This window comes from Pseudarthrobacter sp. NPDC058329, from assembly GCF_042879835.1.
GTDB lineage: Bacteria > Actinomycetota > Actinomycetes > Actinomycetales > Micrococcaceae > Arthrobacter.
Genome location: NZ_JBHVZR010000009.1, coordinates 108,168 through 125,007, shown reverse-complemented (window position 1 = coordinate 125,007; position 16,840 = coordinate 108,168). Strand labels below are relative to the sequence as shown.

The following is a 16,840-nucleotide window of genomic DNA, read 5'->3' as shown; positions in this document are numbered from 1 at the left end:
CAGGACAGCCGGATTCCCTTGGTGGGTGTGGTGCTCGGGGCGCTACCTCTATTGATGCCGGCCCAGGGCATTTTTTGGTTTGCTGTCCTCGGAAGCAACCGGGGCGTGCGCGGATTGTCGGTAGCCCGTCGGGCTGACGCCGTAGATCCTGGAAAATGCGGCGCTAAATGCAAAGGCATTGCTGTAGCCGACCTCCGTGGCGATGACGGCCGTGGTTGCGGAGCTGGAAGCGAGTCGGTCTGCGGCCAGGGCCAGGCGCCAGGCGGTGAGGTAGGCCATGGGCGGCTGCCCGACGACGGCGCTAAACCGGGCGGCCATGGTGGCCCGGGAGACGTGTGCCCGCCGGGCAAGTTCAGCGATGGTCCACGGCGCAGCCGGTTCCTCGTGCAGGTGGGCCAAGGCCTGGGCAACGACGGGGTCGCTGGTACCCGCGGCCCAGCTGGGGAGCATACCCTCGGCCCGACGCGCACTCACGCGCACCAGGTGGAGCAAGAGGAGGTCGAGGACCCGGTCGAGGGCGCTTTCCTGCCCCAAGTCCTTGTGCGTGAGTTCGTGGTGGAGCATCTTCAGCAAGACCGGGCCGGCCTCTTCTTCGTTGAACACGGCCAGCATGGGGAGGGCTGAGGTAGCCAACTGGCCGGCAGCGGCCGCCGTTGGGTAAGTGGCGATCAGCAGGACTGTTTCCCCATCCGGGCTGTTGCCCCAGGTCCGCACGCCTTGGGACATGGTCAGTTCCAGGTGTTCACCCGCCGGGGTGCGGCAGGACTGGCCGGGGTCGATCACCACGGTCGGCGTTCGGCCCGGCGCGTCCGCGACCATGTAAGGGGCGGGGCCACGGACAGTTGCTGCCTCTCCTGGGCGCAGGGCCTGCGGAGGGATCCCCTGCGGCAATCCAGGCTTGCCCGCGTACTGCCACGATCACTGTCAGGGCGGCCTCGTCCCGGACATCGATAGCAAACGGCGGGTCCATGACCACCCGCAGGGTGAACGCGGACTGTGCCCGAGGCCCGGTGAGGAACTGCGACAAGGGGTCCATGCTACGAATCATAGACCCCGACATATCTCTGGTAGACCATAAGACATTCAGCGTCCAACAGGTGTGCGGCAGTCTGAGGTTATGACCCAAATGAATGCATCCGCCCCTGTCCTTGTCACCGGTGGAAGCGGCCGTACTGGCGCGCGGCTGGTCCGACGATTAAGAGACCGCCGCGTGGCCGTGCGGATAGGCTCCCGGCGCGCCGCCATTCCTTTTGACTGGCACGATTCCACCACATGGCGGCCGGCACTGGAGGGGATCCGGGCAAGCTACCTCTGTTACAGCCCGGACCTGGCGTTCCCGGGGGCATCCGAGGTAATCGCCGAATTCTCAGCAGCTGCCGCAGATGCCGGCGTTCGACGGCTTGTACTGCTGTCCGGCCGCGGCGAGGACGGCGCGCAGGCTGCCGAGGAGTCAGTACGGACATGCGGGTTGGAATGGTCTGTTCTGCGCTGCTCCTGGTTCGCCCAAAACTTCAGCGAACACTTCCTGCTCGGGCCGGTCCGACGGGGCAGGCTGCTGTTGCCGGCGGACGGAGACGTGGCCGAACCATTCCTGGACCTGGATGACCTTGCCGACGTCGCAGCAGGCTGCCTCACAGGTGACCGCCACGTTGGACGGCTGCTGGAACTGACCGGTCCGCGGCTGCTCACCCTTCACGACGTCGCTGCCGAACTTTCGGCCGCCGCAGGCCGACGGATTGAATTCGTGCCCAGCACCGTGGAGGAATTCGCGGCCGATCTGGGCCAAGACGGCGTTCCTGGCGAAGTAGCCCTGCCATTGGCCGGACTTTTCACAGAGATCCTCGACGGTCGGAACGCCTCTACGACAGCTGATCTGGCCCGGGTCTTGAACCGGCGCCCCACCGATTTCCGTGTCTACGCAACCCGTGCCGCCAGTTCCGGGGTCTGGGCCGCACCCGCGAGCGCGGGAATCCGGTGAGCGGGTGGTTGCCGGTGGTTGCCGGTACTGGGTCGGCAGTGGCAGGGGGTTTCTACCTGGCCTTCTCCGCAGCGGTTATGCCCGCCCTTCGCCGTCGGCCGGCGAAGGAAGCCATAGCGACCATGATCGCCATCAACAAACTGGCTGTGCGGCCTCCGTTCATGATCCTGTTTTTCGGCACCGCTGCCGCTTGCGGAGCGGTCGCGGTCATCGCCGCCACCGATCCGCTGACCCGGTCCCCGATACGAGTCGCGGGAGCCGCAGCATATCTGGCAGGCTGGGCCTCCACCATGCTGGTGAATGTGCCACTGAACAACAGCCTGTCCGTTGATGGCGGTTCCTACCCCGACCTGCAATGGAGCCGGTTCCAGCGAACCTGGACCCGGGCCAACCTGATCCGCTGTGGGCTTTCAATTGCGGGCGCAGCGGGACTCTTATTCCCGCTGCGGGTCCCAGGCCCGCCTTAGGAAGTCCAGGATTGCCAAGCCGATGGCAACGGCGATGCCCGCGAGGGCGCCCAGAATGGGCACCTCCAGGAATGCCGCGAGCATCACCAACGATTCACTGCGGCTCATGCTGATGAGCCGTCGCATTCCGGCCGGGTCGGCTATTGCAGCGGCCGCGGCAATAACGATAGCGGCAAGGGTTGTCGCTGGCAGGAACTCGGTGGCTCCGGGTGCCAAGAGCATGATCAGGTCAGGACAGGCGCCGGAAGTCCCCTGGCCGGATCTGGACGAGGATGGGCAGGGCCAGCTGAATGGGTATGGCTCCGATCGGCTCGTCGAGCAGGTCGTTGACCGACGTTTGTCCCTCCAACTCTCCTGACGTAGACCTTTCCATGATCTTGACCCTAGGCGTGAGTTACCGCCGGTGATGCCTTAGACACGCGGCAGGGTAACCGCGGCCGAGCCATTACCCTGTTCGCCGTGCTCGTCGAGGTCGAAGTCCAGGTCCAGGTCTTCGGCTGAGTGCAGTTGCCGCCAGGTAGAACCTGCCCGTGCGGTGGGCAGGGTGGAGGCGATGGGCATCCTGTCCACGGCGGTGAGCTGATCGAGGTCCAGCCGGGTCAGGGCAGCGATGTCGCGGATGGGGACCTGGAAGGTGCGGAATGGGCCCAGCGGGGGAGCGTCACCGATGACGCCAGGCCTTGGGACATCCGGGAGGCCGGCCAGTTGGGGAGTCTGGTCCACAACGTAGCCGGTGGCAGCCAGCTGTCCTTGGTACAGGAAAGCGGCGACCTTGAAGAACTGCAGCGGGATCTCCACGCCCCGGTACACCGGGTCAACATCGCTGAAGACGGGGCCGGTGAATACGATGAGCCGGCGGCGGTGGTCCGTGGCGTTCTGCAAGAGGTATGACTCCAAGCCCAGCCAAAGCTCGAGCCCCTGGTTGAACTGCGCGGCCTGGGGAGCTGCGTTCGTGTAGTGGAAGGTGTCCTCGTTGGCCTGCGCCGCCTCAGCCCGTGTGTCGCCCCAGACCGCTGATGCCCGGCGGACGAGGTGGCCACGGTCGATGTCGTTGCGTGCGTAGACCCGTTCCCCGGTCTGCTTGTCTTCGGCCAGGCGGGGGTCAAGCCGCCACTGGATGCCGGACCTGCCCACGTCCATCAGCTTGTCCCCGTCGATCCCCACCGCTGCCACCGCGGCCAGCCGTTTGTCGAGGCGCATGAGCACCGAGAAATGCGTGTACGGCAAGAGCACCGTCTCCGTTGCGGCCAACGCAGGAACGGGGACCGCAGGTCCGAGGAAATTGGTGTCGAAACCGGCCCGGCCGGACAGGACACGGGAGGCCGTAGCGGTGGTCTGTGTCAGCGAGAGCTCATCCATGGCCCCGACCCTAACAGCGGCACATGACACTGACGTGAACCCGGGGTCGTATCGGCGCCGCGGTCCGGCCCGGCAGCGCTCAGGATCGAACCCATTCCCGGATAAGGCCAGCAAATTCCTTCTGGCGGGCCATGGCCACCTTCTTACTTGGAAAGATCACCTGGCCGCGGTCTGGCGCGATCATTTTCAACAGTCCATCCCACCGTTGGTCAAGGAACGCATCAACTATCGGGTTTCGGTTCAGTGACATGGGAATATTCAACACCTGACTGTTACCGCTTGGACCATGGGGCCTGTGCACCCGGGGCGGCAACAACTACGTCTACCTGTTCTCAGCCGACCAGTGCTCGAAGAGCGCTCCGGGGTCTGCAGCGATAAGTTCCAGCTGGCCACACTGACGGCATGCCCACGCTGTGAGCGGCACACTCCGCACCTTCCCGAAAACTCGCGTCGACCCCTTAGTCGCGACCAATACCTCGCCCTTTCCCATTCCCGTTTCCGGGTACAGATGCAGCGGGCCAAACATGGAATCCGTATTACAGGCCCGGCAGAGCAGGGGACGCACTTCTTTTGCTTCGCTCATGCGCCCACACTGGCGCGTAGTATTCTTGCGCCTCCGCGCGGCGCGTCGTTGCGCTACGAGAATGCGCTCACTGCTCGTCGAGGAATATCTCCTCGATTTTCAGCTCGAACAGCCGGGCGAGGCGGAAGGCTACAGGAAGGCTCGGATCGAACTTTCCTGTTTCGATGGCGTTGATGGTTTGCCGGGAAACGCCCAGGCGCTGTGCCACGTCGGCCTGCGTCCAGGCGTGTTCGGACCGGAGAACGGCAATGCGGTTCCTCACCGGCATCTGATCTTTCCGACGACTCGCCGGCGTGAGGAGATCAGGCAGTTCCGGGGGATGGGTTACTCATCATCAGGATTCCGTACTGGGAGTCACGGCAAAGGGTGAACGAAGGGCCGGCTTAAGGCCCTCAGCAACGCTTGCTGGATGTGGATGGTTTGATTAGTCGGTGCTCCGTCTAAGACGCCTCATAGTTCTCGTCCTGTTTGCGGTTTGTGTGGCCACTGCTCTCTCGTTCTGGGCGCTTGGGCAACCCGGCCCCGACTCCCGTCGTGCCTTTTCTCCACCGCCGCGGGCGGGGACTGAGCTCGAGATGCTTACTTCTGGCATGACCACCGCCGTGAACGTCACCAGGAATCCGGATGCCCAGTGGGTTGTCCGTGCTTCAGGGCAGACCGGGATCCCTGAACGCGCGCTGCGGGCGTATGTTGCCGCGGCGGTGGCAGTGGATGCTTCTACTCCGATGTGCGGGATCAGTTGGAACACTGTGGCGGCCATTGGTTTCGTCGAATCAATGCACGGGACTTATGGCGGCGGCAGCCTGACCGCCGAGGGGCAGGTGAGCCGCCCGGTGGTGGGCCCGGTCCTCGACGGTGCCGGATTCGCCGCCATCGCGGACACCGACGCGGGTGCCCTGGACGGGGACACCCGCTGGGACCGCGCCGTAGGTCCGATGCAGTTCATTCCCTCAACATGGCAGCTCGTCGGGCGGGACGGAAACGGGGACGGAACGGCGGACCCGTTCAACATCGATGATGCCGCCCTCAGTGCGGCGACGTATCTGTGTGCCCGCGGCCGTGACCTCACAACCGCGGAAGGGTGGACCAGCGCGATCTACGCCTACAACCAGTCCGACGCGTACATCCGGCAAGTTCGCGACCACGCTGCCGAATACGCCGCGAAGACCGGCACCGGGGGATGAGCTCACAGCGTGTTTCTGCGGCTCCGTTGATAGAGACCTTCCGATGTCAGGGATCGGCGTATAACGTGATGGCGTGATCGTCCCCAATATGTCCCAGAATGCCGTGGCGGTCGCTGACCACTACGACGAGCTCGATCCGATTTACCGTCGGGTGTGGGGTGAGCATGTCCATCACGGGCTCTGGGTGACGGGTCGCGAAACGCCCGCCGAAGCCGTCGAGGCGCTGGTGGACATGGTCGGCGATCGGCTGCGCCTGACGCCCGGCGAGCCGTGCGTGGACATCGGCTGCGGCTATGGCTCCACTGCGAGGCAGCTGGCGGCGACACGTAGGGTCCGCGTTACAGGGTTGACGCTTTCGGCTGAGCAGGCCCACTACGCCGCCGCGCATCCCCAACCCGACGTGGACATCCATCTTGGCGACTGGCTCGTCAACGGACTGACCGATGGCTCGGCCCATGCCGCATGGGCGATCGAGTCGAGCGAGCACATGGTGGACAAGCCCAGGTTCTTCGCCGAGGCGCATCGCGTGCTGTCGCCCGGTGGCCGCTTTGTCGTCTGCGCGTGGCTCGCCGGGACTGATGCCGGCGGTTGGAAGGTTCGCCACCTGCTCGAGCCGATCTGCCGCGAAGGGCGCCTGCCCTCGATGGGAACGCGCGAGGAGTATGAAGCGATGGCCATGGCGGCGGGCTTTGAGATCGATGGCTATGAGGATGTCAGCCGCCGCGTCGCGCGCACCTGGAGTATCTGCGCCCGCCGACTTGTGAAGGCCCTGCTCACCGATCGCGAGACCCGCCGCCTCGCCCTTGGCGCACGCAATCGCGTCTTCGTTCTGAGCATCCCCCGCCTGATCCTGGCCTACCGCACCGGTGCGATGCGCTATGGGATATTCACGCTGTCGAAGGCGGGAGAGAACGGTGCGCCAGCCGACCCCGGCAAATTTACGCAGCAGGAGCCTTCCTGACCGCCTGTACCACTACGGTCTGTGTGCTTCCTCAAGTTCGGTGTTGGTCGGGGGATTGGCACCGCGGCGGCCTACCGTGATCGCGGCAGCCAGCGCGGCCGTGCGTCCCAGCTGTTCAAGGACAGAAGGTGCGTAGCCGTCTGTTCCGCGGGCGAGAAGGCCCAGGATGAGCGCGGACATGTAGGAGTCGCCGGCGCCGATGGTGTCAACCACTGTAGTCTTCGCGGCCGCGGTGCTCAGCGTGGTGGACCTTGTCGCCAGCAGCGAGCCTAGCGACCCCTTGGTGATGACGGCGAGATCCGCTCCGAGTTTTAGGATGTGCGACGCAGCTTCGACCGCACTCCTTTGCGGATAGAGCCATTCGGCGTCCTCGTCGCTGAGCTTGACGACGTTGGTGAGGTGGACCAGATCCTCGAACGTTCGCACAGCTTCGGCGTGGGTTCCGAGCAGGGCCGGCCTGATGTTGGGGTCGTAGGTGATGGTGCACTCAGCGCGAAGTGCCTGGAGTGTTGCTTTGACCTTGTCGGCGCCGGGTGCGAGGAAGCTTGCGATCGAGCCGGTGTGGAGGACCTTGGGCGGGGCGTGCACGAGGTCCGGCGCTTCAATATCCCAGGTGATGTCGAAGGCGTAGTTGGCTGAGCCGTCCTCCGCGATGGTGGCGGTCGCCGTCGAGGTTTTCTCCTGTGGGTGGGAGCCGGGCAGGAACGTCACGCCGGCGCCGGCGAGGTGCTCCTCAATCGCGGTGCCGCGGCAATCAGCTCCGACGGCGGTGAGCAGCCCGGTGCTGACTCCAAGCCGGGCCAGGCCGTAAGCAACATTGGCCGGTGACCCGCCGGGGTGCTCATTGGTGCCCTCGGGCGTGGTGACGACGTCGGTGAGTGCCTCCCCGATCACGACGACGTCCAGTACCTGCCGCGGAGGGTTCGGCTTGCCGTTGTTGTGCATGTCTGTTCTTCCTGGCGTGGGTGCGGCCCTAGGCGAACTGCGTGACCTGAAAATTGTTGATGGTTGCTGTGCCGCCGGTGGCGTAGACGGAGAGTTCGGTGCTGGTCTCTGCCGGGAAGATCAGTTCGGTGATGGTGACCTGGCCGTCCTGGGCGAAGACTTCCACCGAGCATCGGTCCACGAAGATGGTGAGGCGGTAAGACCCCGCAATGGGCCGGATGGGTGCGGTGTCGATGGAGGCGAAGGATTCGTGAAAGTCCGTCTGCCCTGATTCCCGGCGGTCCACGAACAGTGTGTCGTCGCCGGGGCGGATACCTGCACGGGTACCTTTTTGGCCGTCGCCGCGCAGGATGAGGCCGAATTCCTCGGCGCTTCCGGCGGTGAAGGTGACGTCGATGCGCTGGACCGTGCCGGCAGCGCCGGCGAGCGTCTGCACGGCGCCGTCAATGGTGGTGCCCGCGAGGCAGAATGACTCCTGGCTTGCCAGCGACGCCCAGTCGCCCGCGGGCTGTTGGACCAGGTGCAGGTTTCCGTCGATGGTCTGGAGGGATAGTTCGCGGGCAAGGCTCATGGGGCTGCGCCACGGTGCGGTGGGGATGTGGTTGGCGTATTCCCAGTTGTTCATCCAGGCGATCATGAGGCGGCGGCTGGCCGGGGCGTCGCTGAAGGAGACGGCGGCGTAGTAGTCCCGGCCCCAGTCCAGCCACTGGTAGTCGGCCAGCCGGTCAGGGTCCTGGAGGCCTTCGGTGACAGTGCTGGCCGAGGTGAAGGTGGTTCCGTCGAAGTCGCCGATGAAATATTGGCCGGCGGAGCCGTTGTTGGGTCCGCCGGGGTTGAGGTTGACGGTGAGGACCCACCTGAGGTTCCCGGGGTCGCCGTCGACAGGCAGCGGGAAGAGATCCGGGCATTCCCAGACGCCGCCGGTGCCGTTCGCCGGGCCGAAGGTGCTCAACAGTTCCCAGTTCTTCAGGTCGTCGGACTTGTAGAGCACCACCTGGAAGTCTTGGGCTTCGACGGCGACCATTACCCAGTAGCTGCCCCCGCCGCCGTCGTATTTTATGACTTTGGGGTCCCGGAACTCCGCTGAGCTCCGGGTCAGGACGGGATTGCCGCTGTGTTTGGTCCAGGTGTAGCCGCCGTCCAGGCTGTAGGCCAGGGACTGGGCCTGGATGCCCTCATGCGCGGAGCCGGGTTTGAAAGCGCTGGTGTAGATGGCCACGAGGGGGGCCACGGAGTCGGTGCCGAAGCCGCTGGTGTTGTCTCGGTCGAAGACGATGCTGCCGGAGAAGATGTCCTCGTTCTCGTCGCAGGCGATGGCGACGGGGTGTTCGGTCCAGGTCAGCAGGTCGGTGGAGGTGGCGTGGCCCCAGGACATGTTGCCCCAGACGTTCCCCAAGGGGTTGTTCTGGTAGTACAGGTGGTAGACGCCGTCATGGAATATCAGGCCGTTGGGGTCATTGAGCCAGGTGTTCCGGGCTGCGTAGTGCAGGACCGGGCGGAAAGTGTCGGCTGTCGTGGCGGTCGCGGCAGTCATGAAGGTGAGGTCTCTTCTCTTGGCAGGGTTGGGCAGTTGCGGCCGGTGGGAATACCGCAGGCAGAGGTGGGGGCCGGTGCGGGTAGCTCCGGCCCCCGTTTCCGGTGGTTAGGAGTTCTTTTTGTAGCGGTCGTAGGCCTGCTGGTAGACCTCGACCATTTTGTCGACGCCGACGTTCCTGAGCTGGGAGACGTAGCCGTCCCATTCCTGCTCGATCCCGCCGGAGACAATCCACTTGGCGATGTTCTGCTCCACCAGGGACGTCACGTCGGTCTGGATGGTGCTGATCTGCTGGAGTTCTTCATTGGAGAGGGCGACCGGGGGGTAGCCCTCGTTGCCGGCGAAGGGCTTGTAAAGTTCGGTGACGGTTTTCTGCCGCTCCGCTGCGCGGGGCTCCGGGGCGACGACGGTCTTGAAGTTCTCCGCGGTGTTGGCCTTCGGGCCGCCCGGGGCGACCTTTTGGCGGCGTTCGCCTTCGCTGGTTCCGTCTGCTGCGGGAATCTGGGTCAGCAAACCGCCGGCATCCTTCTGCAGGGTCTCACCGATGGGTCCCCAGTTGGCCTGGGCGGACTGGATGGGGTCGTAGAGGTTGTCTGCCCAGCGGATGGTGGCGGCCTGGTATTTGTTGTTCCGGGTGATGGCGAAGGCGCCGCGGGCGATCTCCTGGTTGTTGGACTGGCTGGCGATCCGCTTGCCGTCCACACCTTCCAGCACGGGGACCAAAGAGTAGTTGCCGGCGCGGTCCGCGCCAACCATTTCGGGGATCTCCCACCAGACGAAGGAGCCGAGGTTTTCCTGTGCGGCCTTGCCCTTCGCCAGGTAGGCTTTGTCGTCCTGGGAGAAGGACTCGGGGTCGATCAGGCCTTCCTGGTACCACTCGTGCAGGGTCTGGATGGCCTTTTTGTAGCCATCCTGGGTGGCGGTGAAGATGACTTTGTCATCCTGGACGATGCGGTGGTCTGCGTTGTCAGGGACCCCGCCCAAAGCGGCAATGAGATCAACAATGTCACCACACCAGGACCCCGGCATGAAGCTCAGCGGGATGGTTTTACCGGTCCCGGAGGCGTCCTCGGTTTTGAAGGCCAGCAACGCGTCATGGAATTCGTCAATGGTCTTCGGCATCGGGATGTTGAGCTTCTTCAGCCAGGAAGTGTTGATGGCCAGTTCGTGGGGGAACTGGACCAGGCCGAGTTCTTCGACGGAGGGCAGCGAGTAGATGTGCCCGTCCGAGGAGGTGATGGCTGCCTTGATGTCTGGCCGCTCGGAGAGAAGTTTGGAGAGGTTGGGGGCATTCTTCCCGATCAGGCCTTCGAGGGGAATGAGGGTGCCGCTGGCGGAGTAGGTGGCGATTTCGCCGTCGGTCAGGCCGGTGTTGAAGAACGCGTCCGGCAGGTCGCCGCTGGCCAGGATCAGGTTCTTTTTCTCCTGGAAGACCGGATCGGGAAGGTTTTCCCAGTTGATGTGGATGTTGGTGGCTTTTTCCCATTCCTGCACAACGGTCATGGTGTTGTAGTCCGGAGCCAGCGCTGCCTTGGTGCCGGAGAAGGTCAGGTCAAGCTGCTGGCTGACAATGGGGAAGCCTGTTTCCTGGAACCCGAAGTCGGCGGAGGCGTCTTTGATCTCCGTGGTGCCTGAGCCGCCGCCGGAGCAGGCGGTGAACGTCAATGTTCCGGCCAGGACTGCGCCGAGGGCGGCGTATTTGCGGCTGAATGCCATGGTCATTCCTATTCTGGGGTGTGGGTGTGCTGATCGCCCGGGGCGGTTGCCCGGGTGATGGTACTGCGGTGGGGCTATTTCACGGCGCCGATCATGGCGCCCTTGGTGAAGTGCTTCTGCATGAATGGCAGGGCAATCATGAGGGGCAGGCTCGAGACGACGATCATGGCGTACTTGGTGAGCTCTGCGATCCGCTGCGCTGCGGCATAGGATTCGATGTCTCCGCCGGTGGTTCCGGTGGATGAGACGTCTGACTGGATGAGGATGTTGCGCAGGACGAGCTGCAGCGGGTATTTGGTGTCGTCGTTCAGGAAGATCAGCGCGTCGAAGAACGAGTTCCAGTGCGCCACGACGTGGATCATGATCATGAGCATGATCAGTGGCTTGGACAGGGGCAGGACCATTTTGAAAAAGAACTTGAAGTCGGTTGCCCCGTCCATCTGGGCAGCTTCACGCAGTTCGTTGGGGATGGTGTGCTCGAAGAAAGACCTGGCGATGATCAGGTTCCACACGCCCACAGCACCGGGCAGGACGACTGCCCAGACGGTGTCGAGCATGCCGAGGTCGCGGACCACGAGGTACTTGGTGATGAGGCCGCCGTCGAAGAACATGGTGATGACGAAGAGGAGCATCAGGATTTTGCGGCCCGGCATGTCCTTGCGGGACAGGGCGTAGGCGCCGCAGAGGATGGTGCTGACGCTGACGGCGGTGCCGAGGACCGTGTAGACAAGGGTGTTGCCCAGGCCGTTCCAGATCCTGCTGTCGGCGAAGATCCGCTCGTACCCTTCGGTGGTGATGCCCGAGGGAAGGAGCCAAACCTTACCTTCGTAGACAGCGTTCGGGTCGCTGATGGAGGCGATGACGATGAAGTACAGCGGGTACACCACGGCGAGGATGGAGAGCAGGAGGACGGCGGTGGCGGCGATGCTGAAGGCGCGGTCACCGTACCTGTCCCGCAGCGTTCGCCGGGGACGGACCTGGTAGGCAGCCGGTTTGGCGGTGTTGGCAGTGCGGGGGTTGGTTGTCAGGGACATATCGGCATCACCACAGGGTCGCTTGGTTGGCCCGGCGTGCGATCGTGTTGAAGACGAGCAACAGCACCAGGTTGAGGAGGGAATTGAACAGGCCGATGGCGGCCGAGTAGCTGAACTGCGCCTGCTGCAGGCCGGCGTGGTAGACGTATGTCTGGATGATCTCCGAGGATGAGATATTCAGCGGCGTCTGCATCAGCAGCGCCTTCTCAAAACCGACGTTGAGCAGGTTGCCGATGGCCAGGATGAACAGGATGGTCACCACCGGCATGATGCCGGGCAGGTCTATATGCCGGATGCGCTGGAGCTTTGATGCGCCGTCCACCTTTGCCGCGTCATGCAGCGCCGGATCAATGGCTGCCAGCGCCGCCAGGTACACGATCATCGAGAAGCCGGCGTTCTGCCACACATCCGAGATCACGTAGACGGGGCGGAACCACTCCGGGGAGCCCATAAAGAAGACCGGCTCCCCGCCCGCCAGCTGGATGGCGTTGTTCACCAGCCCCGACCGTGGGGAGAGGAGGACGAACATGATGCCCACCACCACAACGGTGGAAATGAACGCGGGGGAGTAAAGCACCGTCTGGGTGAACTTCTTGAACTTCTCGCTCTGCAGCTGGTTAACCAGCAATGCAAGGATGATCGGGATGGGGAAGGCCACCAGCAGGCCAAGCACCGCGATCCACAGCGTGTTGCCCAGCACCTGCCCGAACTGGTAGGAGTTCACGAACCTGATGAAGTGGGTCAGGCCCACCCAGGGGCTGTCCGTAAACCCGTCCACCGGGTTGTAGTTCTTGAACGCAATCTGCACGCCGTACATCGGCCAGTATTTGAAGACCAGGATGTACATGACGGCCGGCGCTAGTAATACGTATAACTGCCAGGCACGGGAAATTCTCTTCAGGCGGAGCGAAAGAGAATTTTTCCGCTGCGGCATCGATGCCGCAGCTGGACGCCCGCGTCGGGCCGGGATGGTGCGGCTCATGGCATCTCCTTGGGATGGGTCACTGAGTTCCGTTCGATCAAAGGGCAGTCCATGAGCTCGACCCGGCCATCGGGTTCCGCGTCCTGGAGGATCAGTTCAACCGCGCGCCGGCCCATGGCGACGAACGGCAATTCAAAGGTGGTGAGGCCCGGCCGGAGGAACGGCGCCAGGGTGGCCTGGTTGTCGAAGCCCACGATGGATACGTCCTCGGGAATCGAAAGCCGAAGGTCCGAGACGGCCTGGTAGGCACCCCAGGCGCCGCGGTCGTTGGCGCAGAAAATTGCCGTGGGCGGGTTGCCGGAGGCCATCAGTTCCATCGCGTACTTGTAGCCGTCTTCCTCACCGCCGGTACCAAAGCGGACCAGTTCCGGATCCAGTTCCAGTCCTGCTTCTTCGAGGGCCTTCCGGTGTCCCTCATAGCGTCCGACGGCGGCTGGCAGCTCACTTTCGAGGGTCTCGATGTTGATGAGGGCTATCCGCCGGTGTCCCGCCTCGAGCAGCCTCCGGGTGGCTGTGTAGCCGCCTTTCACTTCGTCGGGTGCCACACTGGGCACGCGGCCGGAGCGGTCCTGGGAGTTAAGTACTACCGACCTGACGCCCGTCAGGGCCTCCGGGACATCCAGCCGGCGGTGGTACATGCCGGCGTAAACCACTCCTGCAACCTTGTAGGAGAGCATGGTGTCCAGGGAGGCGGCTTCAAGTTCTTTGTCGCCGCCGGTGTTGACGGTGAGGAGGAGGAGCCCGTCTTCCCAGGCCCGCTGCTGCGCGCCTTCGATGATGGCGCCGGCAAAAGGAGTGGTGGCAACGGTATCGCCGATGAACCCGATCATGCCGGCGACGCCTTCGCGAAGTGTCTTGGCATGGGCGTTGGTGCGGTATCCCAGCCGGTTCACGGCGTCCCGGACCTTATTGCGCGTTTCCTCCGAGAACCGTGACCCGGAAGCTGAATTCAGCACCAGGGATACGGTGGCCTGCGAGACGCCCGCGGCAGCGGCGACGTCGTGCATGGTCGGTCCTGACTTTGGCCGTGTTCCAGCCATGGACACCTCCTCGGGCCTTTGGTAATCCTGTAGGTTATTCGTATAACTCGACCAACTGTAGCGGGCGTCACACGGAGCGTCAACAGGTAACCCGGCCGGGACCCGCGGCAGGGCAGATAGCCGCGGCGTGTGACGGGCACCATGAACACGCCTGCCTGCAACAGGCGGTCATGGAAGTTAGCGTGGAACGGCCCGCTGCAAACAGAAGGACCGCTAAGATTATCCGCTCCACCGCCCAGACCCTGACCGCTTTCGCCTCCCTGCTTCTGGCCGGCTCTCTGGTCGGTTGTGACGCCGCAGCCAACGCCCTTGAGATCATCGAGCCTGACTCGGGCATCGCTGCCGATGCGCCGGCCCCGGCAGGCCCGGCTTCTGCCGCCCACGCGGCCAGCGCCCTTGTCCAACTGGCGGGCATCCCGGTGAAGGGACGGGCACCAAAGACTGGTTATGCCCGTGAAGAGTTTGGGCCAGCCTGGGCCGACGTTGACCGCAACGGCTGCGACACCCGGAATGACATCCTCGCCCGGGACCTGACCAACGAAACGTTCAAGCCCGGCACCAACAACTGCGTGGTCGCCACCGGAACCCTGGCGGACAAGTACACCGGCACGACTATCAGCTTCACCCGCGGCCAGGACACCAGCTCCGACGTCCAGATAGACCACGTGGTTCCGCTCAGCGACGCCTGGCAGAAGGGCGCACAGCAGCTCAGCGTCGACCAGCGCAGGCAACTCGCCAATGACCCGCTGAACCTCTTGGCAGCTGACGGTCCCACCAACAGCGCCAAAGGCGACAAGGACGCCGCTACCTGGCTGCCGCCGAACCGGGCGTTCCGATGCGAGTACGTCGCCCGCCAGACCGCCGTCAAGGCCAAATACAGCCTCTGGGTCACCCAGGCCGAGCACGACGCGCTAGGCAGCGTCCTCGAGGCCTGCAGCACTATGCGTCGGTAGTGGGTCACCGGGGGACGATCGAACATTCATGACGGGGAGCCGATCGAGCCGCTCCCGCTGGGAAGCTGTCCGCTTTGCCGGAAACAGGGGTCGAGTTCCACCACCTGTCATAACCGCCGATCGGACGGTCCGCCACAGGCGTTCGGGCCACCGGCGTCTCCGCCGTGGAATAGCCTGACTGGATGCCGACGGCGGCGCCGCCGGCCAGGTTGCGGACTTCCTTGGGGCGAGCCGGGGTCAGGGCCACGCACAAGCCCAGTGCGCGCCGCCAGCAGCCGGTAGAAGCGCCGGCGGGGCCCCTTTGCGGTCCTGGGTAGAGTCCCGTCTCCAGCAATGTGCATTTGGGTGTCAACCATGCCTCAACACGTCCGGAAGTTCGTCCACATAAACCGTTTGGGGCGGCTCGAAGTAAATCACCAGCACTTCATCACCAACTGCGAAGCCGCTCGCCTTGTCGAACGGATGGGCGTGGAAGGCCATGGTGCCGCCGAGATAGGGCAGCATAATTTCGCCGATGGTGCCGGGCCCGATGCGTCCGGTCACCCGCCCGATCTTTCCTGTCAGGCTCCGGTCAACCTTCCTGTGCATCCGGTGTTCCTAGGCGCCGGGAGCCGGGGGAGCCTGCTTGCCGCCCTTGCCATTCTTGAGCGCACTTGCGAGGGCGGGAAGGTAATCACCTGCCTGTGCGAGGATCCCGCCGAGCATTTTGTTGACGCCTTCGCCGCCGTTCAGGACTGTCATCTGTCCCACGTGGGAGAACGGTTCGGCGGCCGCGGCGATGATGGCAGGCATGTTCTCGGCGAGCTGCTGCGAAATCACGGCGTCCTGGTTGGCCCCCAGGGCTTCGGCCCGCGCCTTGATGCCTTCTGCCTCGGCCAGTGCCTTGGCCTTGATGGCGGAAGCGGCAGCATCACCCTTGGCCCTGGTCGCCGCGGCTTCGGCTTCGCCGGTAACTTTGGTGGCCCCCGCAGTGGCGGCCGCTGCTGTGGCATTCGCCTGGGCCTGCAGTTCCGTCCGGCGGGCATTGGCCTGGGCTTCAAGTTCGGTTCTGCGTGCCAGTGCTTCGGCTGCGCTGATATCGGCCGCCTTTTTGCCTTCCGCCTCGGTACGTGTGGCGTAGGCTTTCGCGTCCGCCGGTTTCCGGACGATGGTCTGCAGCTTCTGCTCCTCCCGGTCAGCCTCCAGCTTGGCGACTTCGGTTTCCTGGACCACCACCTGCTGCCGCGCCGTGGCGTCTGCCAGCGGTCCAGCCTGGGCGGCATTGGCTTTGGCACGCTCGGCGTTCGCCTGCGCCACCGACTGCCGGATGGCTGAAACGCTCTGCGCGTCCGCGATCAGGGCCGCCGCTTCCGCTTCCTTCTCCGCCGCTTCGCGGTTGCGCGTGGCCTCGGCGATGCGGGCCTCCATCTTCACCTGGGCGATATGCGGCTTTGCGATGTTCTCGATGTATCCCGTGGGATCCTGCAGGTCCTTGATTTGCAGCGAATCCACCACGAGCCCCAGTTTTTCCATCTCCACGCCGCTGGCACTGCGGACCTGCGAAGCGAGTTTGTCCCGTTCCCGGATGATCTCCTCCACCGTCATGCTGCCGATAATGGATCGCAGGTGCCCCTCAAAGACGTTGTACACCTGGCTTTCCATCTTGGGCTGCTGGCCCAGGAAGCGCCGCGCCGCATTGGCGATAAAAGGCGGCGCATCGCCAATCTTGTAAATGACCACGCCCTCCACAATCACCTGGATGCCCTGGGATGTAACACAGGAGACTTTGAGCTCAGTTTCGTTCAGCGTGAGCGAGAGGGGCCGCACCGTTTGCAGGCCGGGAAGGACCAGCGCACCCTTTCCCGTGACGATCTTGAAATCCATTCCGGACCGGGTTTCGAGGGTCCCACGGGTCAGCCCGGAGATAATGAGGGCTTCGTTGGGTTCAGCCACCTTCCACATCAGTTTCGTTGCCACCCAAATAAAAGCGACGGCAAAAAGTACACCCAGAATTGTGGCAATAAGGGGAAAGAATGCTGAGAAGTCCGGCATTACCAGGTCCTTTCAAGAATGTGGATCAGGCACGTTGTAGCCAGTCTGGTTGGGCGCCGCCCCAGAGTCCATA

18 protein-coding genes and 1 pseudogene are annotated in these 16,840 nt (G+C 64.0%); 5 read left to right on the top strand and 14 right to left on the bottom strand.

Features of this window, described 5'->3' with window-relative positions; genetic code table 11:
- Positions 1-48: 48 nt before the first annotated feature.
- A complete protein-coding gene (locus tag ACFVYC_RS13435; protein WP_387550813.1) occupies positions 49-318 on the bottom strand; it encodes a helix-turn-helix domain-containing protein in 270 nt (89 codons plus the stop codon).
- Between the two features lie 213 nt (positions 319-531).
- A pseudogene (locus ACFVYC_RS13430) lies at positions 532-1,036 on the bottom strand (cupin domain-containing protein); the annotation flags it as partial.
- A gap of 81 nt (positions 1,037-1,117) precedes the next feature.
- On the opposite strand from ACFVYC_RS13430, the gene ACFVYC_RS13425 reads away from it, so the two are divergent.
- A complete protein-coding gene (locus tag ACFVYC_RS13425) occupies positions 1,118-1,978 on the top strand; it encodes an NmrA family transcriptional regulator (RefSeq protein ID WP_387550667.1) in 861 nt (286 codons plus the stop codon).
- Positions 1,975-2,445: a DUF1772 domain-containing protein gene (locus tag ACFVYC_RS13420; protein ID WP_387550664.1), complete on the top strand. Its 471-nt coding sequence runs from the start codon at positions 1,975-1,977 to the stop codon at positions 2,443-2,445. Before ACFVYC_RS13425 ends, ACFVYC_RS13420 begins: the two co-directional genes overlap by 4 nt.
- On the opposite strand, the gene ACFVYC_RS13415 is transcribed toward ACFVYC_RS13420, so the two are convergent.
- The 4 genes from ACFVYC_RS13415 to ACFVYC_RS13400 all read right to left on the bottom strand — a co-directional run bounded on the left by ACFVYC_RS13415 (position 2,413) and on the right by ACFVYC_RS13400 (position 4,655).
- A complete protein-coding gene (locus ACFVYC_RS13415; protein ID WP_387550662.1) occupies positions 2,413-2,667 on the bottom strand; it encodes a hypothetical protein in 255 nt (84 codons plus the stop codon). The genes ACFVYC_RS13420 and ACFVYC_RS13415 overlap by 33 nt on opposite strands.
- A gap of 7 nt (positions 2,668-2,674) precedes the next feature.
- Complete coding sequence (locus tag ACFVYC_RS13410) at positions 2,675-2,818, bottom strand: hypothetical protein (RefSeq protein WP_387550659.1); 144 nt, start codon at positions 2,816-2,818, stop codon at positions 2,675-2,677.
- Between the two features lie 38 nt (positions 2,819-2,856).
- A complete protein-coding gene (locus ACFVYC_RS13405) occupies positions 2,857-3,804 on the bottom strand; it encodes a DNA/RNA non-specific endonuclease (protein ID WP_387550656.1) in 948 nt (315 codons plus the stop codon).
- Positions 3,805-4,454: 650 nt separating this feature from the next.
- Positions 4,455-4,655, bottom strand: coding sequence for a helix-turn-helix transcriptional regulator (locus ACFVYC_RS13400; RefSeq protein WP_387550653.1), 201 nt, complete (start codon positions 4,653-4,655; stop codon positions 4,455-4,457).
- Positions 4,656-4,977: 322 nt separating this feature from the next.
- On the opposite strand from ACFVYC_RS13400, the gene ACFVYC_RS13395 reads away from it, so the two are divergent.
- Together ACFVYC_RS13395 and ACFVYC_RS13390 are read left to right on the top strand one after the other, a co-directional pair.
- Positions 4,978-5,571, top strand: a complete 594-nt coding sequence (locus ACFVYC_RS13395) for a lytic transglycosylase domain-containing protein (RefSeq protein WP_387550650.1) — start codon at positions 4,978-4,980, stop codon at positions 5,569-5,571.
- Between the two features lie 73 nt (positions 5,572-5,644).
- Positions 5,645-6,532, top strand: a complete 888-nt coding sequence (locus ACFVYC_RS13390) for a class I SAM-dependent methyltransferase (protein ID WP_387550647.1) — start codon at positions 5,645-5,647, stop codon at positions 6,530-6,532.
- 12 nt (positions 6,533-6,544) lie between these two features.
- On the opposite strand, the gene ACFVYC_RS13385 is transcribed toward ACFVYC_RS13390, so the two are convergent.
- The 6 genes from ACFVYC_RS13385 to ACFVYC_RS13360 all read right to left on the bottom strand — a co-directional run bounded on the left by ACFVYC_RS13385 (position 6,545) and on the right by ACFVYC_RS13360 (position 13,783).
- Positions 6,545-7,477 (bottom strand): carbohydrate kinase, encoded by a 933-nt coding sequence (locus ACFVYC_RS13385; protein ID WP_387550645.1) that lies wholly within the window; start codon positions 7,475-7,477, stop codon positions 6,545-6,547.
- 28 nt (positions 7,478-7,505) lie between these two features.
- Positions 7,506-9,011, bottom strand: a complete 1,506-nt coding sequence (locus ACFVYC_RS13380; RefSeq protein ID WP_387550642.1) for a glycoside hydrolase family 32 protein — start codon at positions 9,009-9,011, stop codon at positions 7,506-7,508.
- Between the two features lie 108 nt (positions 9,012-9,119).
- Positions 9,120-10,727 (bottom strand): ABC transporter substrate-binding protein, encoded by a 1,608-nt coding sequence (locus tag ACFVYC_RS13375; protein WP_387550640.1) that lies wholly within the window; start codon positions 10,725-10,727, stop codon positions 9,120-9,122.
- Positions 10,728-10,801: 74 nt separating this feature from the next.
- Entirely contained in the window at positions 10,802-11,761 is a 960-nt protein-coding gene (locus ACFVYC_RS13370; protein ID WP_387550637.1) for a carbohydrate ABC transporter permease, read from the bottom strand.
- A gap of 7 nt (positions 11,762-11,768) precedes the next feature.
- Positions 11,769-12,743 (bottom strand): ABC transporter permease, encoded by a 975-nt coding sequence (locus ACFVYC_RS13365; protein WP_387550634.1) that lies wholly within the window; start codon positions 12,741-12,743, stop codon positions 11,769-11,771.
- A complete protein-coding gene (locus ACFVYC_RS13360; RefSeq protein WP_387550632.1) occupies positions 12,740-13,783 on the bottom strand; it encodes a LacI family DNA-binding transcriptional regulator in 1,044 nt (347 codons plus the stop codon). Before ACFVYC_RS13360 ends, ACFVYC_RS13365 begins: the two co-directional genes overlap by 4 nt.
- Positions 13,784-13,965: 182 nt before the next feature.
- On the opposite strand from ACFVYC_RS13360, the gene ACFVYC_RS13355 reads away from it, so the two are divergent.
- Complete coding sequence (locus ACFVYC_RS13355) at positions 13,966-14,736, top strand: HNH endonuclease family protein (RefSeq protein WP_387550629.1); 771 nt, start codon at positions 13,966-13,968, stop codon at positions 14,734-14,736.
- Between the two features lie 348 nt (positions 14,737-15,084).
- On the opposite strand, the gene ACFVYC_RS13350 is transcribed toward ACFVYC_RS13355, so the two are convergent.
- Together ACFVYC_RS13350 and ACFVYC_RS13345 are read right to left on the bottom strand one after the other, a co-directional pair.
- Positions 15,085-15,324: a hypothetical protein gene (locus ACFVYC_RS13350; protein ID WP_387550626.1), complete on the bottom strand. Its 240-nt coding sequence runs from the start codon at positions 15,322-15,324 to the stop codon at positions 15,085-15,087.
- Between the two features lie 9 nt (positions 15,325-15,333).
- Positions 15,334-16,767, bottom strand: a complete 1,434-nt coding sequence (locus tag ACFVYC_RS13345; protein ID WP_387550623.1) for a flotillin family protein — start codon at positions 16,765-16,767, stop codon at positions 15,334-15,336.
- Positions 16,768-16,840 lie beyond the last annotated feature (73 nt).